General features: G+C 67.5%; 19 protein-coding genes. 3 read left to right on the top strand and 16 right to left on the bottom strand.

All coding sequences use genetic code 11. From position 1 onward, the window contains the following. Positions 1-81: 81 nt before the first annotated feature. Positions 82-309 (top strand): hypothetical protein, encoded by a 228-nt coding sequence (locus tag WJM96_RS16320; protein ID WP_424813580.1) that lies wholly within the window; start codon positions 82-84, stop codon positions 307-309. 14 nt (positions 310-323) lie between these two features. Here the strand turns inward: WJM96_RS16320 and WJM96_RS16315 are convergent, their stop codons facing one another. Genes WJM96_RS16315 through WJM96_RS16285 form a run of 7 tightly spaced genes read right to left on the bottom strand, consistent with a single transcriptional unit; the run spans position 324 to position 10,718 of the window. Next, positions 324-503, bottom strand: coding sequence for a hypothetical protein (locus tag WJM96_RS16315; protein WP_424813579.1), 180 nt, complete (start codon positions 501-503; stop codon positions 324-326). After that, positions 500-877 carry a hypothetical protein gene (locus WJM96_RS16310; RefSeq protein WP_424813578.1) on the bottom strand — a complete coding sequence of 126 codons (378 nt, stop codon included), beginning with the start codon at positions 875-877 and terminating at the stop codon, positions 500-502. Before WJM96_RS16310 ends, WJM96_RS16315 begins: the two co-directional genes overlap by 4 nt. Then, on the bottom strand, positions 874-1,401 hold the full coding sequence (locus tag WJM96_RS16305; protein WP_424813577.1) for a hypothetical protein: 528 nt from the start codon (positions 1,399-1,401) through the stop codon (positions 874-876). The genes WJM96_RS16310 and WJM96_RS16305 overlap by 4 nt, the downstream gene beginning before the upstream one ends. 15 nt (positions 1,402-1,416) lie before the next feature. After that, positions 1,417-2,919: a hypothetical protein gene (locus WJM96_RS16300; RefSeq protein WP_424813576.1), complete on the bottom strand. Its 1,503-nt coding sequence runs from the start codon at positions 2,917-2,919 to the stop codon at positions 1,417-1,419. After that, positions 2,916-3,773, bottom strand: a complete 858-nt coding sequence (locus tag WJM96_RS16295) for a hypothetical protein (RefSeq protein ID WP_424813575.1) — start codon at positions 3,771-3,773, stop codon at positions 2,916-2,918. The genes WJM96_RS16300 and WJM96_RS16295 overlap by 4 nt, the downstream gene beginning before the upstream one ends. A 1-nt stretch (position 3,774) precedes the next feature. Then, the gene (locus WJM96_RS16290; protein WP_424813574.1) at positions 3,775-5,334 is read right to left on the bottom strand and encodes a hypothetical protein; all 1,560 of its coding nucleotides are present in this window, start codon (positions 5,332-5,334) and stop codon (positions 3,775-3,777) included. Beyond that, a complete protein-coding gene (locus WJM96_RS16285) occupies positions 5,331-10,718 on the bottom strand; it encodes a hypothetical protein (protein ID WP_424813573.1) in 5,388 nt (1,795 codons plus the stop codon). Before WJM96_RS16285 ends, WJM96_RS16290 begins: the two co-directional genes overlap by 4 nt. 70 nt (positions 10,719-10,788) lie before the next feature. Between WJM96_RS16285 and WJM96_RS16280 the strand changes: the two genes are divergently transcribed. Beyond that, positions 10,789-11,148 (top strand): hypothetical protein, encoded by a 360-nt coding sequence (locus WJM96_RS16280; RefSeq protein WP_424813572.1) that lies wholly within the window; start codon positions 10,789-10,791, stop codon positions 11,146-11,148. Positions 11,149-11,283: 135 nt separating this feature from the next. Continuing rightward, positions 11,284-11,538, top strand: coding sequence for a hypothetical protein (locus WJM96_RS16275; protein ID WP_424813571.1), 255 nt, complete (start codon positions 11,284-11,286; stop codon positions 11,536-11,538). Positions 11,539-12,522: 984 nt separating this feature from the next. Here the strand turns inward: WJM96_RS16275 and WJM96_RS16270 are convergent. The 9 genes from WJM96_RS16270 to WJM96_RS16230 all read right to left on the bottom strand — a co-directional run bounded on the left by WJM96_RS16270 (position 12,523) and on the right by WJM96_RS16230 (position 17,245). Beyond that, the gene (locus WJM96_RS16270; RefSeq protein ID WP_424813570.1) at positions 12,523-12,768 is read right to left on the bottom strand and encodes a phage tail assembly chaperone; all 246 of its coding nucleotides are present in this window, start codon (positions 12,766-12,768) and stop codon (positions 12,523-12,525) included. A gap of 101 nt (positions 12,769-12,869) precedes the next feature. Then, on the bottom strand, positions 12,870-13,313 hold the full coding sequence (locus WJM96_RS16265) for a hypothetical protein (protein WP_424813569.1): 444 nt from the start codon (positions 13,311-13,313) through the stop codon (positions 12,870-12,872). Between the two features lie 98 nt (positions 13,314-13,411). Next, positions 13,412-13,657 carry a hypothetical protein gene (locus WJM96_RS16260; protein ID WP_424813568.1) on the bottom strand — a complete coding sequence of 82 codons (246 nt, stop codon included), beginning with the start codon at positions 13,655-13,657 and terminating at the stop codon, positions 13,412-13,414. Positions 13,658-13,684: 27 nt separating this feature from the next. Continuing rightward, complete coding sequence (locus tag WJM96_RS16255) at positions 13,685-14,890, bottom strand: phage tail tube protein (protein WP_424813567.1); 1,206 nt, start codon at positions 14,888-14,890, stop codon at positions 13,685-13,687. A gap of 75 nt (positions 14,891-14,965) precedes the next feature. After that, positions 14,966-15,457 carry a hypothetical protein gene (locus WJM96_RS16250; protein WP_424813566.1) on the bottom strand — a complete coding sequence of 164 codons (492 nt, stop codon included), beginning with the start codon at positions 15,455-15,457 and terminating at the stop codon, positions 14,966-14,968. Further along, positions 15,457-16,074, bottom strand: a complete 618-nt coding sequence (locus WJM96_RS16245; protein WP_424813565.1) for a hypothetical protein — start codon at positions 16,072-16,074, stop codon at positions 15,457-15,459. The genes WJM96_RS16250 and WJM96_RS16245 overlap by 1 nt, the downstream gene beginning before the upstream one ends. A gap of 10 nt (positions 16,075-16,084) precedes the next feature. Next, the gene (locus tag WJM96_RS16240; protein ID WP_424813564.1) at positions 16,085-16,321 is read right to left on the bottom strand and encodes a hypothetical protein; all 237 of its coding nucleotides are present in this window, start codon (positions 16,319-16,321) and stop codon (positions 16,085-16,087) included. Between the two features lies 1 nt (position 16,322). Then, the gene (locus tag WJM96_RS16235) at positions 16,323-16,577 is read right to left on the bottom strand and encodes a hypothetical protein (protein WP_424813563.1); all 255 of its coding nucleotides are present in this window, start codon (positions 16,575-16,577) and stop codon (positions 16,323-16,325) included. A gap of 53 nt (positions 16,578-16,630) precedes the next feature. After that, positions 16,631-17,245 carry a phage head-tail connector protein gene (locus WJM96_RS16230; protein WP_424813562.1) on the bottom strand — a complete coding sequence of 205 codons (615 nt, stop codon included), beginning with the start codon at positions 17,243-17,245 and terminating at the stop codon, positions 16,631-16,633. Between the last annotated feature and the right edge of the window lie 4 nt (positions 17,246-17,249).

Genomic DNA, 17,249 nt, shown 5'->3' with positions numbered 1-17,249 from the left:
CGCGAAACAATTCGCGCTCCGCCGCATTGACCCATCGTCGGGAAGTGCGAGCTAGAAGATTGTAATTAGGGGAAACTTCCGATGGTCGAAGGGACCCGGCGCCGCCTGGAGCAATTCGTCCGGGAGCTATCGTTGCGCCTGGAACGCCAGCGCCGCGCGCTCCGGGAATTGTCGCGCGATCTGTCGCCCGCCTCGATCGCCGCCCTGCAATTGCACCTCGACGCGACAGCGAACGAGCTCCGCGCAGCAGAGGCGTTGCTCGAAGCCGCACGGAAGGCTGAGGATCAGGACCCCAGCCCGGGAGATTGACCCTGCCGTCCTAGTCAGCCGGCGCAGTGCCGGCGAAGCTCTCGGTTCACCCGGCGCAGCTCGGCGCGGGTGGCCGGGGTGATCTGGTCGTGCGTCGAGACGGTGACCGGCGCGATGCGGCACACGGCCGGCGGAGGATCTGGTGCGCGGGGCGCGCAGGCAGCGACTGCCAGCAGCAGCGCCAGCGCTCTCACGGCACCGTTCTCCGGCCGGGCTGCGCGACGTACTCCACTCGTGCGCGCAGGGAGGCGATCGCTTCCGCCATCACCCCGAGACGCTGATCCTGGGCGTTGTCGCGCGCGTCCTGCTCCGTCAGCCGTCGCTCGGTCTCGGTCACGCGGGTGTTGAGCGTACCGATGGGGTTCACCGTGCGCCGCAGCTCCTCAAGGGCCGAACGCACCTCAGCCATCTCGCGCGTCAGGCGGCCGTCGAAGTTGGATACGGCGGTGGCCGTGCTGTCGCCCTTCTTGTCGAGCTGCCAGACGAAGTACGTGGCGCTAAAGACCATCGTGCACATCAACAGGATGTTCCCGATGCTGATCTCCCAGTTGATGCGCGGCCGGGTCATGCAGGCCACTCGATCACCGGCAGCGAGGCAATGAACGCCTCGACGGCCGGCGGCTCCATCTCGCCAGCTTGCACCGCCGCCAGTGCAGCGAAGGTGTGCTGGTAGACCGCGCTGCGCCAGGCCACGAACGCCTGGGCTTCCGCTGCCCAGGCCGGGTTCGGATCGGTCACGTAGCTCGCGCAGGTTGCGGCTCCGTTGTAGTTGCGTGATTGCGCGACGGACTGCACGTGCGCGTTGATGGCCTGCCTGTAGGCTCCCAGCGCCTCTTCGGTCGCGGGGACGCGAGGAACCCCGGTCCACCAGTTGGGGGCGTCCTCCGAAGGAATTCGGTGCTCCACCCAGTCGACAGGCTCAGCTGCAGCCCAGTCGATGTTGCAGAACCAGCCGGGCCGCTGCGCGCCGCCCTCGCCGGGCTCGAAGGCCGGACCGATGCGCTGCACGTCAACAGCCGCCCCCTCGGGGATCGCCTCGATGGCGGCGATGCCGGCGGCGCTGCTCGGGAAGTTGTAGGCGCGACGAAGCATGGCGATTTCTCCCGATCAGGCCGCGGCGACCAGCGCCGCGAAGCCCGTGTTGTCGTTGACGAAGTAAGGCCGGCCGTTCGCGTTGCTGAGGTAGCCGTTGAGCGTGTGAGCCGAGACGCGGCCGCCGAATCGCAGCGTCGTGAGGCCCGAGACGGGGCCGCCCGTGACGGACAGCACCGAGCCGCCGTTGATGCAGAACCGCGCCTCGCCGGTCAGGCGATTGATCGTGATGCCCCACTTGAACTCGGTGCCAGGCACCAGCGTCCCCAGCGAGGCCGTGTTCTGGCCTCCGCTATTTGCTCGCGACCCCAGCAGCGACGTGGCGCCCGCCGGATTGCGCAGGCCAAAGGCGCTGGCGTCTGAGCCACCGTCAATCTGCAGGATCTGCTGGTCCGCGCCGGTCGGGGCCGAATTGGGCATGAGGCAGCGGCCCGTGATGGTCAGGCCGGAGGTATCCAGGCCGAGGCCGGAGAGCGCGCCGGAGAGCGTGTCTCGAGCGCTGGAGGAAACGCCGGGCGTGCCGACCACGGGGAGCATGATGCTCGTCGGGTTCAGCATGTCCGGCTCGTCCTGGGTGCCCCAGATATCGAGCGTGATATCGCTGGTCTGGCCGTTGGTGGTGGTGATCTCCACGCCGATGACGACGCGGGCGATCGTCCCGTCATTGGCCAGCTGATAGGGCAGCACAACCCGGCGCAGCGATCCGTCGAGGAGCGAGACCTGGTTGGCGCCGCTGATCTGTGAGCCGACCGCCGCGCCGCCGCTGTTAAGCGCCAGCGCCCGCAAGCGGATAGTCGCGACGTTGGTGATGGCACCCGCGCGGATGCGGAGATATGCGGACGCCACCCGGTTCTGCAGGCCGGTCGCCGCGGGGCTGGCGTTGCGCACCGTCGCCTCGACCACGGTGGGCGTGCTGTTGCTCGCCGTGCCCGCCAGCTGCACCGAGAGCATCGTCATCCCGAGCAAGGAGTTGTAGGCCAGCGTGCGCGTCATGCCGCCCTGGCTTCCCAGCGCGCCAAAGCCGGTCGGGTAGCTGCCTGGGCTGCCGGGCGTCCCGCCCTCGTTGCGCGGATTGGTGACGACGTTCTGCGAGGCCGGCTCCAACAGCAGGCCATAAGTTGCGTCATAGCGCGGCACCCCGCTTGCCACCTCCGTTATGGCGGTTACGGCGCCGCTGGGCGGCTCGACCAGCACGGCCGCGCTGCCGCGGGCAAAGGTCAGACCAGCGTGCTTGCTGGTAACGCCGATCAGCGGAACGACCGGCTGCGCGACCGTCGCGCCCTGAATCGCGGCCATGGCGGCGTCGCGCGCCACCAGCGTGGCGTCCCGATAGGATTGCGCCAGGATGCGCGCGGCATCGGCGGCCGCGGCGTCCGCGTCGGCCTCCGCGGCCTTGACGGCCACCTCATTGCCCACCGTCGATACGTCGTGCAGGGCGGGCACGAAGGCGGCTCGATGGCCGCCATCCTCGAAGCTGGCGTTGGTGAGCGCGGCCAGGCGATCGGATGCGCTGCTCATAGGACCTCCTCATAGGCGATGGGGTAACGGGATCGGTTGGCGGCGGCCCATGCGATGCGGCCGGGATCGACGCTTCGGGCGAGATAGGCGGTGCGCAGCCAGTGCAGCGTCTCGTCGGGGAACGGCAGGACCAGGAACGGCGTGTCGATGTCGAACTGCCGCCACATCTCATAACCGCGTCCCATGGCCTCGTTCCGCGGCAGGTCGGCGATCTCGCCGCGCGCTACCCGGGGCTTCTCGCGGCGATTGAAGTAGCGGACCCCGCCCATGGCGTCGGCCTGCTCCGTGCGAAAGCGAAAGCCTTCCTCGAAGCCGAGCGTGGGATCGACGCTGACCTGCCAGCCCTGCGCGACCTCGCAGAGCCCGACCTGCACGTAGCCGGCGGCGTTGGTCACGTCGTCGAGCTCGACCTTGATCACGTGGGCGGAGTAGAGGCGGCCGAGCCAGATCGGGCGGGTGGCGGAGGTGCCGGCGATTTCCGCCGCGCTATAGGTGCCCTCCCACCAATTGTCGTCCTCCCACTCCAGGTCGGCGGGCAGGTAGACAGGCGGCCAGACATCGATCCAGCCGCTGTCGTAGACAAGCACGGTGGAGGAGGCGTCGCTCCAGATGCGCACGCGCATCTTGGCGTGGATGGAGAGGTTGTGCCGGACCAGGCCGAGCAGCTGCACGCGCCGCTGGGCGGAGAAGGTCATGGTGAACTGCGTGGCCGATGTCGTCAGCGACGTGCTGCGGGCGACACGATTGAGCGGCAGGACGCCGAGATTGGCCACGGGATAGGCGACCTCCCAGCCGCCGCCGCTCCAGGTCACATCGGGCGTCCAGCGCGGGAAGCCAAAGATCAAGCGCTCCATGTCAGCCCCACAGCTCGAGGTCGATTTCGCCCACGGCCAGGCGGGGGGTGATGCCGATCACCCGAAACAGCTTCCCGGCTGAGAAGCCGAAGCGCGTGATCTGGACGCGCACCACGACGCCCAGGTCGATCAGCGCGGCCACGCTCGCATCGGCGCGGATGGTGGCCGTGGCCCGGTCGCGCCGGACCTTGCGCATGGCGAGCTGACGGTCAGCCTCGGCTTGCGCGGCTGCGGTCACATCCAGCGGTGTCCGGATGGTGATTTCTGGCGACTTCGGGTGCTTGGTCTGCACCGTCAGATCCTCGGCCACCACCTTGCGGTACTCGTTGCTGAGGAAGGTCCGGCGCGCGGCGGTCACGGTGCCGTCGAGCACCTGAGGGAAGGTCGTGTAGCAGCGCTGGTACTCGACAGTGACGCGATAGGCGGGCAGCCCGTCGTCGCCGTCATTGCCGGTCACCAGCTCGAAGGCGAGCAGGTCGATGGTGTCGCTCTCGGCCACCTGGCTGCGGGTGAGCCGCTTGAGGGTGGCCACGGGCGTTCCGGCGGGCGCGGCGAGCTGGGCCATGCGGAGCTGGCCCAACCGATCGAAGCCGAACCAGGCACCGGCGGAGGGGGCAACGGCCTCCATGGCCTGCTGCGCCGTCATCTCGTCGCTGATCCAGATGCCCGTCTCGGCCGAGGATGCGGCGTCGAGCCCCGTCACATCGCCCGCCACGATGTCTCCCGAGGGAATGCCAGCGGCGATCGCGATGGCCTTGAGGATCTGGGCCGAGGTGCGCGCGGCGCTGGTCGCGCCGGCGGTCACATCGGCGGTGATCTGACCCACAGGAGAGGCGCCGAGCCGGATGTAGGAGCCGCCGGAGGAGCTCCAGAGCCGGTACTGCCCGGCCGCCGGCGCGTTGGCCTCCATATCGGCCTGACTGGAATAGGCAGCTCCGGCCGTGAGGGCGACGGCGTTGTCATAGACGGTTACCGCCTGCACGGCGCCATCGCTCAGCTGGTAGATCAGCCGCGCAGTGTTCACGCATGGCGGCGAGACCTCGCGCGATACGCCATAGGCCCGCGGCTTGACCTTGCCTTTGATGTCGTCGCCGCCTTCGAGGCCGTTGGGCAGGCTGTTGGTGCCGGCGAATTTCGTGGTGAGCAGCGGTTTGCCGAGTTCGTCGAGCCGGTCCCGGAGCCGTAGCTGCACCTCCTGCAACGAGAAGCGGGGCGGGAGCATGGTGCCCGAGAAGACGGTCACGAAGCTGGAGTATGCCGCCGCGTCCTCGCCCACCTTGATGACGAGGGGCCGGCCGTCGAAGCCACAGTCGATCAGCCCATCGAGCAGGCCGTCCGGATTCACCAGCAGGATGTCGCCCTTGGCGATCGCGACGGCGCCCAGCGTGGTGCGCGAGGCGAACATGCTGCGCGCGATCTGGCCGGGATCGCGGATGCAGGGCTCGTAGAAGCCCGGCGCGTTCGGGTGGTTATAGCCGAGGCCCGTGCAGTAGCGCAGGACGCGGGTACCAGGGATCGTGGCGTCATAGGCCGTCACCTCGACGAGATGGATCAGGCTCATGCCGCGTTCCGCCGCTGGTGAGCTTCCTGGCGGGCGAGGAGGTCGTTGGTCTCAGCCCCCTGCTCCCGCGCCTCCTCGCCCACCGCCGAGATCACCGCCGTCTGATGCGCCTGTCCTGCCACCAGCCGGCTCACGAGACCGGCCAGTTCAGCGATCTGGCCACGCATCTGCGCGATCTCGGCCCGCAAAGCGCTGTCGTTGGCTGCAGCCGGCGGGGCAGAGACCGGCACGGCCACTGGCCGCACGGGCAGCTCACCGCGCTGCAGCTCGTCGAAGGCCCAGCCCAGCCGGTCCATCGCCGCCTTCCGCAGCACGCCCTCGCCCGGCATCAGCAGCGCCGGCACGCTGTCCACGCCCGGAACCCCGCCATAGACGCGGCCGCCCTCCGCGAATTTCGTGATCGCGGTGGTGTTGGCGTGGCTCCAGGGAGAGGAGCGTACCACCAGCCCGTCATTGGCTGCCCAGGTCGCCAGCTGGTTCAGGTTCACCCGCATGACGGCGAGATGCTGCTGCGCCTGGTTGGTGTAGACGTCGATGCGGTTGAGGTAGCTCGCCGTCACCTCCGTGTTGTGCCGGACGTCCGACATGACGCCGGAGAGCTTGTCGTCGATGCTCCGGCTGATCTGGACAGTCTCCGTCGTCTCGACCGCCTGCTTGATGTTTCGTGCCACATCGCCCGGCAGCAGGATGGAGGCCCGCTCGGCGGCCGTGAGGTTCCGGCCGATCACCTGCTCGACCTGTCGCGTCACGTCGGCCGCCTGCACCAGCCCGGCACGCTCGGCGGCGGTGAGGTTGCGGCCCATCGCCTGTTCGACCAGGCGCAGCACCTCATCCTCCGCCACGATGCTGGCACGCTCGGCCGCCGTCAGCTGCCGGCCGATGCGCTGCTCGATGTCGCGCAGCACGTCGCCGCCCTGGACCAGCGCCGCTCGCTCGGCCGTGGTCAGGTTGCGGCCGAACCGCTGGAAGATGTCGCGCGAGATATCGTCATCGAGCACCAGCGAGGCGCGCTCGACCGTGGTGAGGTTGCGGCCGATCTTCTGCTCGATGGCGAGCAGGATCTTCTCGCTCTCGACGAGGCTGGACCGCTCGGGCGTGGTGAGGTTACGGCCCATGACCTGCTCGACGGAACGGACCACGACTTCGCCATCGACCAGGCGATTGAGCTCGGCGGTCGTGAGGTACCGACCGATGCGGTCCTCGATGCTGCGCACCACGGTCTGCGCCTGCACCAGCTGGGCACGGGCCGCGTCGGGCAACGCGTTCAGGGTCTCGGAGATGGTGCGGACGACGGCGATGCCGACTTCGACATCCACCCGGCCGCCGAGCTTCTTGAGCTCCTCCAGGATTTGCTCGTCGTAGCTCTTGGTCGCGGGCAGGTTCTCAAGGCTGGCGAGCACAAACTGCTTGAGCGCCTGGAACGCATCGCCGCTGGCATACATGGCCTGGCCGGCCTGCAGCAGCCGGTCGGCCGTCGTGGTGATGCGGCCCAACGCCTCCTGATTGCCGCCACGCGCGAGGGTGAGGTCCCGGCCGAACTGGTCCTGGGCCTGGGCCAGCGCCTGGGTGGGGCTGACGCCGGCGGAGGTGCTGCCGCGCTGCTGGTCGATCCAGCCGCGGATGGACTGGCCTGCGGAAAGCACCGCCTCCCAGGCGGCCTTGGCCTCGGCGGCCGCGGCCTCCTGCGCAGCGGCGGCCTCTTCCGCGACGCGCTTCTCAAGCTCGATCCGCTGGTAGGCGATGGCCTCCTGCGTCTCCATGACCTTCTTCTGGACCGTCTCGGCGTCCAGGCCCCAGGTCGCGAGCTGCTGCCGCAGCGTCTCGACACGCTTCTTGGCCGCGGCCTCGAACTCGTAGAGGTCGGCCTGCGCGGCGCGGCCGGTGGCGCGCAGGATGTCGGTGATGACGCTGCGGTCGAGCTGTTCGCCCCAGTCCGCGAACGACTTCCAGTATTCCGCGCCCTGGGCCCGCTGCAGCACGGCCACCTGCGCGGCGACCTCCGCGCTGGTCAGGCCGAGGTCCTTCAGCTGCGCCTTGAGCTGCTCGACTTCGCTCGACCAAGCCTGCCACTGCGCCGCCTGGCTCAGCGAAGTGATGATCTCCCACGCAGGCTGCGAAGCCGCCATGGCATCGCGCAGCGCCAGCGTCTGCCGGATCGTGGTGACCTGGGCGTCGCGCTGCTTGGTGAGGGCCGCGACCTCCTCGTCGCGCTTGGCGATGAGCTTGTCGGTCGCGAGGCTCAGCGAGGTGGCCTTGTCGATCTGGGTTTGCCAGCCAGCCTCGATTTGCCGCACCGAGTCCGCGAAGGCGCTACTCGCCTCTGCTGTGTCCGTGAGCACCTGGTACGTCTCCTTGTACCAGGTCAGATTCTCCTGCAGCTGCTCGATGGTGCCGGAGGCGTCGAGGATGCCCTTCATGTCGCCGCTGGCCGCGCGCCGGAACTCGTCGAGGAGGAACTTCGTGGCTTGGTCGGCGAGCGCCTTCGCACCCTCTTCGGTGTTCTCGAATTCATTGCGCTGGTTGCCCACGCGCAGGTACAGGCGGCCCGGATCGCCGTCGCCTCGGCCCGAGGTCACACCTACCGCGGCATCGGTGTAGAGCTTGATGCCGCCGAGCGCGTCGCCCAGTTGCCCGGCAAGAGCCGCGATGCGGCCAGCGGCGGCGGCGGACTGTTCGCGGTTGGCCGCGCTATAGCGCTCGCCTGAGAGGCCGCGATAGGTCTCGGCGGCCGTGACGAGATCGATCGCGGTCTCTTGCCCCTTGTTCGACGGCTTTTGGCCTGGGAGGAGCGCGCCAGCAATCATGAGGACGGCAGCGGCAATCCAACCAGCGACCGGAACGGTCGCGCCAGCGAGCGCCGCCGCGGAAAGGCCCGCGGTCGCCGCTCCCCCCGCGGCTTGGGTGTAACCGCCCACACCGCCGCGCTCGAAGCCCGAATAGGCACCATAGAGGCCGCCTGCGATACCGAGGGCGCCGGCACCGAGGGAGCCGATAGAGTAGCCACTCGACCCTAGCGCGGCTCCTGAGACGGTGGGCCCCTGAAGGGCGGAGTTTGCGCCGCTGAAAACCGGCGTGTTCAGGACGTTGTCGAGCCCGCTCCAGCCCGTGTTGAACACAGCCGAGCCGTTCATGTAGTTGCCGGGGTTGAAGCCTTCCAACCCTCTCATGACGGTGCTGCCACTGGAGAGGTTTCCGACCTGCTCTACGACGCCACTGCCGCCACTCGCTGCGGCCCCCGTCGCCGTGGATCCTCCGCCAAAGATGCCGCCGAGCGAGAAGCCGCCGCCGGAGGAGCCCAAGCTCCCGAGCCCAAGCCCGGATACGATCGGCTGAATGATCGGGCGCAGCACCAGTTCGGCAGCGATGCGCGCGAGGGTGCTCCGAGCCGTGCGCTCGAACGTCTCCCACATGTTCCGCCAGCCGCCCTTGTTCTTGTCGAACAGGTCGGCGAACGTCTCGGCGCCGTAGCGCACGATGTTGTCGGTGGTGCTTTTATTCGCCTGCTCGATCTCGCGGCCCGACCGCTGGGCGGCCTCGCGCGCGGCGCGTTGCGCCGGTTCTGCGGCGGCGACAGCGCGGTTGTAGAGCTCCTGACTTTCCGCAGAGCCATCGAGCAGGACGCGCAGCCGCTCCTGGACCTCGCCATACTTCTCCGCTTCACTGCGTGCGCTCTGGATCAGCTGCTCGGCCTCGCGGCGAGCCTTCGCGAGGCGGTCGGGATCCAGCGCCGTGTTGTTCAGCGCGCGCATGGCGGCCTGGATGCCGCGCTGGTCCGCGTCGTTGAACGCGATCAGGCCATTGATCTGGCGCCCCAGCTCGCCGAAGTCAGACGCCGCATCGCGCGCGCTTCGGCCGCTCCTCCGGAATCCATCCTCGAGCCCATGAAGCTCATTGCCCAGTCGGCCGATCGTGCCGAGCTGGCCCTGAACGCCGTTTCGAAACTCTTGCATTCGCCGGGCGGCTTCTTCGCCAGTAACGCCAAGCCGCTCCAGCTCCTTGCTATACTTCTCTACCTCGATAGCGAGGCGGCTCTCACGCTCCTGCGTCCCACGCTCCAGGCGCAGCGCCTCGGCCCCCTGACGTGCAGCCGCGATCTGCCGCTGGAGGTTGGCGATCTCCTGGCCGAAGTTGGCGCCGACTCCCGCCTCGTACCGGGATAGGGCCGCCAGCGCTCGGCCCAGGCGGTCGGTCTCGTCGGCCGCGCCTCCCATGTTGATGCCAAGCGCCGCGGCGCGGGCGCGCAGCTGCTCCATAGCGGCTTCAATCTGGCGCGCCCGGTCGTTAAGGCCGTCGATGGCCCCTGCCTGGCGGCTGAAGCGCTGGGAGAGAAGATCGCTGCCCTCCCCCAGCAGCTGCAGGATATCGCGCAGCTGGGCCAGCGATTCCCGCGACACGTCGCCCTTCTGGGCAAAGAGCTCGATCGCCTGCGCCATGTCGCGCATGCGGGCGAGGTCCTGGTCAGACGCGATGATCCGGAACTCTTCGGAGTTGGCGCCATAGTTGCGCCGGGCCTCGGCCAGTGCCGTCTCGACCTGATCGCGCAGCGTTCGCGCGAAGTCAGTGGTCAGGCGGCCGAGCGCGTCGTTGCGGAGCGCGTCCTGCTGCGCGGAGAGGTTCTGGCGGTCCTGCTCGAAGAGGCGCCGCTCCTGTGCCTGCCGGGCCTGGGAGAGCGCGCCGTAATAGGCCGTCAGCTCCTGGACCCGCTTCGTTTCGTCGGCGAGGCCGTCGCGCCATCGCTGGGCGTCGCGCTCCGCGTTGCTCAGCCCTTCCGATTGACGCTTCATCGCCTCGGTGAACTGGTCGGCGGCCGACTTGCCGAGCAGGAGCTGTGCGGCGATCACGCCGATGGCGAGCGCTGCGCCCGCGACGGCGCCGGCCGGACCGAAGATGCCGAGGAGCTGGGAGCCCTGTTGGCCGAAGGCGACAAGCGCCGACTGTCCGGCGCCGACTTGGACCGCGAAATCCTGAATCTGGAAGCCAGCCTGCCCGATGATCGAGCCGAAGTTGCGGGTACGGGTCGCGGCGTTGTCGTTGGCGGCGGAGAATGCGACCCCGCCACTCGCCGCCCTCGAATACCGGGCGTCCAGCATCTCAAGACGACGGGCGTGTTCCTCGATGCTGATCCGCCCGGCCTGGAAGGCGCGCTCGAGGAGGCGCTGGCCAGCCTCCAGCTTCTGCTGAGCAGCCGCGGCCGGGTCGATCTGCCGCGTCAGACGCGCGAGGGCGCGCTCCATGTTCGCCTGCACGTCGATGGTGCGCTGCGTCGCCGTCACCACCGCCTGGTTCGTGTCGATGATCTTCTGCCCGGCGGCGGCGACCTGGTTGGCGCCCTGGGTCGCCGGGGAGGCGTCGAAAACGATGGCGGTGACAGCCGTCTCGCTCATGGGGCAGCATTCCGGCCGGGAGGCAGGGCAACAGGCATGGGCTCAGCTCCCTTCGATGGAGGAGACGGGGATGCGGTGGGTTCTGGTGTTGGGTGTCGGGCTGGCGCTGTCGGGCTGCGCAAATCCACACTTGCAGACAGCGGAACAGGCCGCCGCGGAGCGCGCGTTCAACGATGAATACCGGCGCCGGAACGAAGCGCGCATGACGCCGGACGAAGTTCAGCAGCGAAATGCTGCCGTCGAGCGCACTCGCCAGGCGGAGATCATCTGCCAGAACCGAGGCCGGGCCGCTGCGGCTCAGCCGGCCTTTGGTGGCCCCGGAATGCCGGGCCTAGCGAACGCGATGGTCAGCCAGGAGATGGCGGGGAACGCGGTGGCCTCGGCGTGCTGGGACACATTCCAGCGGACCGGCGTGATGCCGAGCTATTGAAGAGTCGCCGGAGATTCATCCTTGTAGCATTTGCTGGCAGGGCTCTGCTAAGCGCCTTGCCCCGACTGGAGCTGCGCAAATGACCTGGCATTAGGTTCGCTCAGGAATTTCCCTGACGTTCAGGAGGGGCACCATGTGTCCCGCACCCATCATCATTCCCGCAAGTTCGGCGCCGACTCCCGCTGGGCCGACCGCAGCGACCGCGCCGCGTACACCGGCAATAGCGAGGCGGGAGAAGCCCCCGGCTGGCACGTCCGGCTCTTCTTCGAGCGCCCTTATCGTCGAGCCGATCGCATGACCGTGCTTGAGATCGTGAAGGGCAACCTCGATCCGGACAATGCGACGTACTTTCGCGGACGTGGCCGGAAGCCTCATATCTGGTGTTGGTGAAGGAGATAGCACATGCACTTCAAGCGGAAGCGTCCGAAAAGCGCGCGAGCGGGCTGCCTTCTTTGCAAGCCGCACAAGGCCAACGGCTGCGGCGGCGAGCGGCACAGGAACATGGAGCACGGTAACCGGCGGCGAAGTGAGGCCGTCCGGTACCAGCTTCGGTGCGTGGCGGAGGTGGCTGAGCCCTGAAGCTATGCCGACTTTTCAGCAGACACGCGTCATCGCTTCGATAAGATGCGGGCCTCGGCTGCCGTGAATCGAGGTAGTTATGACGGAGCGATCACCATACTCAACAAAGCCAAGACCTAAACTTAACTTATGGCCTATACTTAATTCCCCCATCATAATTACAATTTTTGGTTCAGTCATAATTGGATCATTTGTTACACTTAGAGATTCCTGGCAGGCATGCCTCAGAGATGCAAGAGAAACTGCAGAGACTATCGATGACACAAGGCTGGAATTTCGTTTCAGAGCAGGTGATTTTTTTACCGTAGCGGCTGGAGGCACATTTACCTTTCCAGACCAGGATCCGATAAGCCGCGGTGAACGATACTCACTTCTAAAATATAAAGACGTCCACATTCGGCAGTTGCTTCACACATTCCGAAACGCGAAAAGAAGAACTGTTTATATCGGCATGAACGGTGAAGTTATTTCCGTTTTTCCAATAGACTCCGTAATGGACATTTTTGCCATAGTGCGGACAGTGGAACCGCTGGTATCGGCTGGGCAAGCGCTTCGGCGTGCAGAAGCAGCAGGCAACTCCGCTGAAATCCAACGCGCGCGGGAAGAAGTGGGTCACAGACTGCGGGATGCTTTCGACTGGTACAATCGCGCGGAAATGGAACAATCGCGATTGCAGTTCCGCTCAAATTGCGGAGTCCGGAGCACCATTGCGAGATGGATTTCGGGGACGCCAGGGATCGTCGGAACCTGGCAGGAGGTTCAACGCACGGACTTTGGGCGATAATCAATGGCGCCTTACTCCTTCTCCGCCTGCACCGCCAGCCACGTCCCATCGAGCGCCTGGATCGCCTCCAACTCCCACGGCGCCAGGCGCACGCCTTTCAGCCGCCCCCATGCCTCGATGTCCTGATGCGTGATGGCGGCCGGACCCATGCCCCCGCCACGCGCCCGATGCATCTCCAGAAACCAGTCCCAGAGATACGCGGCCGCCTCGGGTTTCGGTGGGCCGCTGAGCTCTTCCTCGGCCCTCTCCCGCTCCACGGGGTTCCGGGTTCGCGCGAGGATGCCCTGGAGGTGCTCGCGGTGGGTGTGGCCGTCCTTGTCCCGGCGCGAGAGCCGGAACTCGTGCTCCGCGAAGGCGATCAGGTCGCCGCGGAGCTCCCGATAAAAGACGCGTCTTCGCCGAGGCGCTCGACGACCTGATTGCCCGCCCAGACCCGCTGCGGGTTGGTCAGCAGATCCAGGGCGTTCTCCGCCGTGTACGGGAAAGGGGAACCGTTCAGATTGACCGGAGACCAGCCGAGGATGCGCTTGGCGACACGGCCCAGGATACGAAGGCGCTCGGCCTCGGGATCGGCCGCATCGGGCTTCCACTTCCTGCCGTTCACGCGCGCCGCGTCCTGCTCGCGCTCGAGCTTCAGCCGCTCGCGCGCCGCGTCGTTGCCGATCTCCTGCGTGACCGGATGGCCAGGGCCGGCCAGCGTGATCTTCCAGCCAGTGGGCTTGTCGGTCTGAGGGTGAAGAATTTCGAGCTCGGTCGTGTCCTGCACGACGATGGAGCCCAGATCGAAGGTTTCGATGTCCATGGAGGTGTTCCTCTGCCGGGAGGTGGTGGGCGGGAGCACCGGCATGCCCCCGCCCCTTCACGCGCGCGCAAAGCGCTCCGGTGCTCGGCCGGATTGGGTCAGGCCGCGGGCTTGTCGCCCGGGGCCGGGAGGGCAGCCGAGGCAGGGCGCGGCGCGGGGCGGCTCAGCGTCGGAACGGGCGGCGCCTCGAGCTCGCTGGGCCGCTCGACCTTGCCCGTTGCGCTGATGGCGATGCTCTGCAGCGTCTCCGCGGCGAAGTAGACGCGATACCCGGCGGCGCGGGCCGCCATGATCGCGTCGTGCAGCTTCTGGCCCGCCTCGGCGACGGCCTTCTCGTGATCCATGATGGTCTCCGGTGTTGCGCAGGGCCCTTAAGGCGCGCTGCTGGTGAGCTTCAGCATGGTGGGATCGAAGGCGCCGCCCGCCTCGTCGATGCCCACGACGAAGGGCATCTGGACCGTCTGCGGCCCATCGGCGCCCCACTGGCTTCCCTGGGCCCCGCCGATTGTCATGTTGGTGATCGCCACCCCCATGAAGTCCGCAGGGGATGCCTCGTTCTCAGCCAGGCGGCAGTAGAATCCGACCTGGGTTTCCGCGAGGAAGTCCGACAGGCGATTGAGGTTCCGGCGCAGCGCCGTGATAGAGCCGGTGACCTTGGCCAGGCCCGGGAAGATATCAGGCGTACGAGTGGAGGCGATGACCTGCGCCGGCTGGGCGCCGAGATCGAAATTCAGCTCCCAGGCCGTGGCGTCGATCAGGTTCTCGCCGCCGAAGTTGATCGCCGCCTCGACCGAGCAGAGCGGCCCGTTCGTCGGGAAGGTCGGGCTTGTGAAATAGGGCGAAGCGGCCGTGGACAGGGGCACGCCGTCCTGACCCATCAGGTTGAAGGTCACCATGACCATCCCGTTGGGCTGCATGGAGAGCTGGAACCCGGTCACCCGCACGCCGTCGTAGCGAATGCTCTGGTCGATATCGACGGCGTATTCCTCCCACGAGAAGTCGCGATCCACAGGCGAGGACGCCTGGATCAGCTTCTTGGCGCGGGTCACCGACCAAGTGGCGATGGGACCCGCCTCGACCGTCAGAGGCTCGGCCACGGTGATCTTGGTCGCGGTGAGACCCACGATGCGGGTGCGGACGCGGTTCGCGACCGTCACGCCGGCAGTGAACTGGATCTCATCGCCGACGCGCAGGCCGGCGGTGATCCAGGAGCCCGTGGAGGCCACATAACCATCGGCCGCGACCGAGAGCGTGGCCGAGGACATGGTCGCCTGGGTGACCGTCGCCGAGGCGACCCAGGTGCTGCGCAGCGCAGCTTCGAACAGCGCATCGAAGGCGCCGACCTGGAGCTCCGCCGCGTAGCTGCCGGCCACCGAGCGGAGGCCGTGACGACCGCGCGTGCTCATGCCGTCGCGGCGGTTCTCGCCGCTCTCGATCAGCTGCTTGGTGAGGTTCAGTCCGCCCGTGTTGAAGCGCAGTCCCGAGGCACCCGCACCCGAGGTCGCCGGCGTGCCGTAAACGCCGGCATTCGCCTTATAGGCCACAACGACGTTGCGGCCGCTCTGGTAGAGACCCATCGCCAAAACTCCTCATTGTCAGGGGTCGCCGCCGTCGAGCGGCTGGCGTGGTGGCCGCCGGATCCCGGCGGAATGTCAGGGGGTGTCGAGGTAGAGGGCCGTGAACGGGACGGCGGCCGTCATGCCCCAATAGGAGCCGTCCTCAGCCGACGCGCCGCGCGGGAGGCTTCCGGCACCCTGCATGTAGATCCAGATGTGGTCGCGCCCGACCCACCAGTCGTCATCCTCCCACTCCAACTGGGAGGTGTCGGAGGTGCGTTTCCAGGTCGCGTTCGCGATGGCGCTTCGGGCGTTCGCCAGCATGGCGCGGGCAGCGGTTCGCCCCTCGGCGAGCGGCGTCATCATGTGCAGCATGAGCACGCCTTCGACCCGCGAGAGCCGGTTCGAGGGATTGCCAATGTAGGGCCGCTCCGGACCGGCCGTGACCTCGACCTGGCAGAAGGGCGCGAGGTTCGTCATGTCCACGTAGGCATCATTCTCGAAGCGCAGCCGGTCGGGCGGCGTGGCGGTCCAGGCGGCCCGTAGGCGATCCTCGATCAGCGCGGCCGCATCAAGCCACGTGGCCATCAGCGGGCATGGAGCGCGAGGCTGGGATAGGTCATCTGCTCCCTCCTGGCGCGCGGCGTGGCGGCGGGCTTCTCATTCAGCAGGATGAAGGGCATCCCGACCTCGACCGAGTTGCCGAAGCGCGCCAGCACGGCGCGGCGGGCGAGCACCAGGAAGCCGGGAGGCGGATTCTGCAGGCTGAACGGGCGGCCATCGGCGCGCTTGCCGACCACCAGGCGCCGCGAGTAGGGCTCGTCGTTAGTGACGATGATCATGCGAGCGGTCGGCGGAATCGCGTCGGCCAAGACCTCAGAGCCATCCACCATGAAGAACCAGCGGCCCGCGTAATGCCCGGTCAGCTTGGGAGAGAGCTCCTCGAGCTGCTCTTTCGCGAAGATCGCGGCATCCCGAAGGTTGTCGAACTCGTAGCGGATCACGCCATAGGGGCGAACGCTGTTCTCGGACGCGCCGCGCCGTCCGTCCACGATGGTGGTGACGCGCGGCTTGTCGCTCCGGCGCGCCAGATGCTCGGCCAGTCCCTGCCGGGCGATGCGTGCGTGCAGCTTCTGAACCTCGGGCGGCTGCGCCTTCGCGATGGACAGCTTGATGACCGTCTCGAACGCCTTCGGACTGGCCATGCGGGCCATGTCAGGCGGCGCGGATGATCTCGACCTTGCCGCGGACCTCTTCGCGGATCAGGTCGCCATCCAGCGCAACGGCGAGGAGCTTCCCCCCCTCGCCGCGCTTGTAGCGCACAATCAGGCCCTGCTCTTCGTCTGCGGTGACGCATGCATTCTGCTCTTCGCCATCCAACAGGATCTTGAAGCCGATGGTTGCGCCCGGCGGCATGTAGCCGGGATCGCCTTCTACGATGCTCACTCTCATTTTAGCCTCCGCTCAATCGAATGACATGTATGGCGACGGCCTCGCCCTTCCGTCGCGTCTCGCAGCTCTCGACCATGCGCGTCCCGCCGTCCGCGATCACGCGATCTGACTTCCTGGGCGGACCAGGCCAGCCCGCCGCCGCAATCTCGTCGTTGCTGATGCGCAGCTCGCTCCAGCCCTGAGGGTTACCGCCCACGACCGGAGCGGAGGTGAAGTCGCGCAGGAAGCCCATGCAGGTCACATCCGTACTCGGCATGCGCCGGAGGATTACGGCCTGGCCGCGGCGTGCGAGGGAGCGGGAGACGGTGGTCACACCAGCACTCGACGGTATTTCGCGAACACCCCGTCGTCCTCCGCCGAAAGTTTGTCCGGGTCGAAGAAGCTGATGCTGTCCACGCCCTCGGTGCTCTCGCTCCGGATCCAGGGGTCTCGACCGACGCTCGACCATCCCCTGACCACGCGGTCGATGCAGGCTCGCCGGAGCTCAAGCGGAAGGGTCGGTGACGCGTCTTCGGGCAGCAAGTAGCCGCCTGCATAGGTGACCACGACCTTGGAGCCGGCCCAACCGGCAAGGGCGTCGCCAGACAGCCTCCAGAGTCGGCCGTCCGCGTCCACCTCATAGTCCCCGGCGCTAAACGCCTGACCATCCACGGCGACGCTAACGATGCTCGCCACCGGCTGCCGCTCCAGCCGAAGCGGCCCCTGGCACGAGAGGCCTCGGAACGTCTCCTGCACGGTTTCCCGCGCAAAGACTCGATCGCAGGAAGCGGCGATAGCGTCGCTCGCCTGGCCGATGCGCGCCGTGAGGGCGGCATCATCAGCCGATCCGGACAGTCCGAGTTCCACCTTCACGTCGTCCAGCGTGCAGAGCAGCTTGCTCGCTGCCGGCGCCACCACGGTGAGCGAATGCGACTGGTACGCCACCGTC

This window comes from Roseococcus sp. YIM B11640 (genome assembly GCF_049727625.1).
Classification (GTDB): Bacteria; Pseudomonadota; Alphaproteobacteria; order Acetobacterales; family Acetobacteraceae; genus Roseococcus.
This window is presented reverse-complemented; position numbering and strand designations above follow the sequence as displayed.

What these genes read in the sequence shown, in the direction of transcription:
- WJM96_RS16320 (WP_424813580.1), top strand. Translation starts at nt 82, where the DNA reads ATGGTCGAAGGGACCCGGCGCCGCCTGGAGCAATTCGTCCGGGAGCTA.
- WJM96_RS16310 (WP_424813578.1), bottom strand. Translation starts at nt 877, where the DNA reads ATGACCCGGCCGCGCATCAACTGGGAGATCAGCATCGGGAACATCCTG.
- WJM96_RS16265 (WP_424813569.1), bottom strand. Translation starts at nt 13,313, where the DNA reads ATGGACATCGAAACCTTCGATCTGGGCTCCATCGTCGTGCAGGACACG.
- WJM96_RS16280 (WP_424813572.1), top strand. Translation starts at nt 10,789, where the DNA reads ATGCGGTGGGTTCTGGTGTTGGGTGTCGGGCTGGCGCTGTCGGGCTGC.
- WJM96_RS16245 (WP_424813565.1), bottom strand. Translation starts at nt 16,074, where the DNA reads ATGGCCAGTCCGAAGGCGTTCGAGACGGTCATCAAGCTGTCCATCGCG.
- WJM96_RS16300 (WP_424813576.1), bottom strand. Translation starts at nt 2,919, where the DNA reads ATGAGCAGCGCATCCGATCGCCTGGCCGCGCTCACCAACGCCAGCTTC.
- WJM96_RS16255 (WP_424813567.1), bottom strand. Translation starts at nt 14,890, where the DNA reads ATGGGTCTCTACCAGAGCGGCCGCAACGTCGTTGTGGCCTATAAGGCG.
- WJM96_RS16240 (WP_424813564.1), bottom strand. Translation starts at nt 16,321, where the DNA reads ATGAGAGTGAGCATCGTAGAAGGCGATCCCGGCTACATGCCGCCGGGC.
- WJM96_RS16290 (WP_424813574.1), bottom strand. Translation starts at nt 5,334, where the DNA reads ATGAGCCTGATCCATCTCGTCGAGGTGACGGCCTATGACGCCACGATC.
- WJM96_RS16250 (WP_424813566.1), bottom strand. Translation starts at nt 15,457, where the DNA reads ATGGCCACGTGGCTTGATGCGGCCGCGCTGATCGAGGATCGCCTACGG.
- WJM96_RS16235 (WP_424813563.1), bottom strand. Translation starts at nt 16,577, where the DNA reads ATGCCGAGTACGGATGTGACCTGCATGGGCTTCCTGCGCGACTTCACC.
- WJM96_RS16285 (WP_424813573.1), bottom strand. Translation starts at nt 10,718, where the DNA reads ATGAGCGAGACGGCTGTCACCGCCATCGTTTTCGACGCCTCCCCGGCG.
- WJM96_RS16305 (WP_424813577.1), bottom strand. Translation starts at nt 1,401, where the DNA reads ATGCTTCGTCGCGCCTACAACTTCCCGAGCAGCGCCGCCGGCATCGCC.
- WJM96_RS16295 (WP_424813575.1), bottom strand. Translation starts at nt 3,773, where the DNA reads ATGGAGCGCTTGATCTTTGGCTTCCCGCGCTGGACGCCCGATGTGACC.
- WJM96_RS16260 (WP_424813568.1), bottom strand. Translation starts at nt 13,657, where the DNA reads ATGGATCACGAGAAGGCCGTCGCCGAGGCGGGCCAGAAGCTGCACGAC.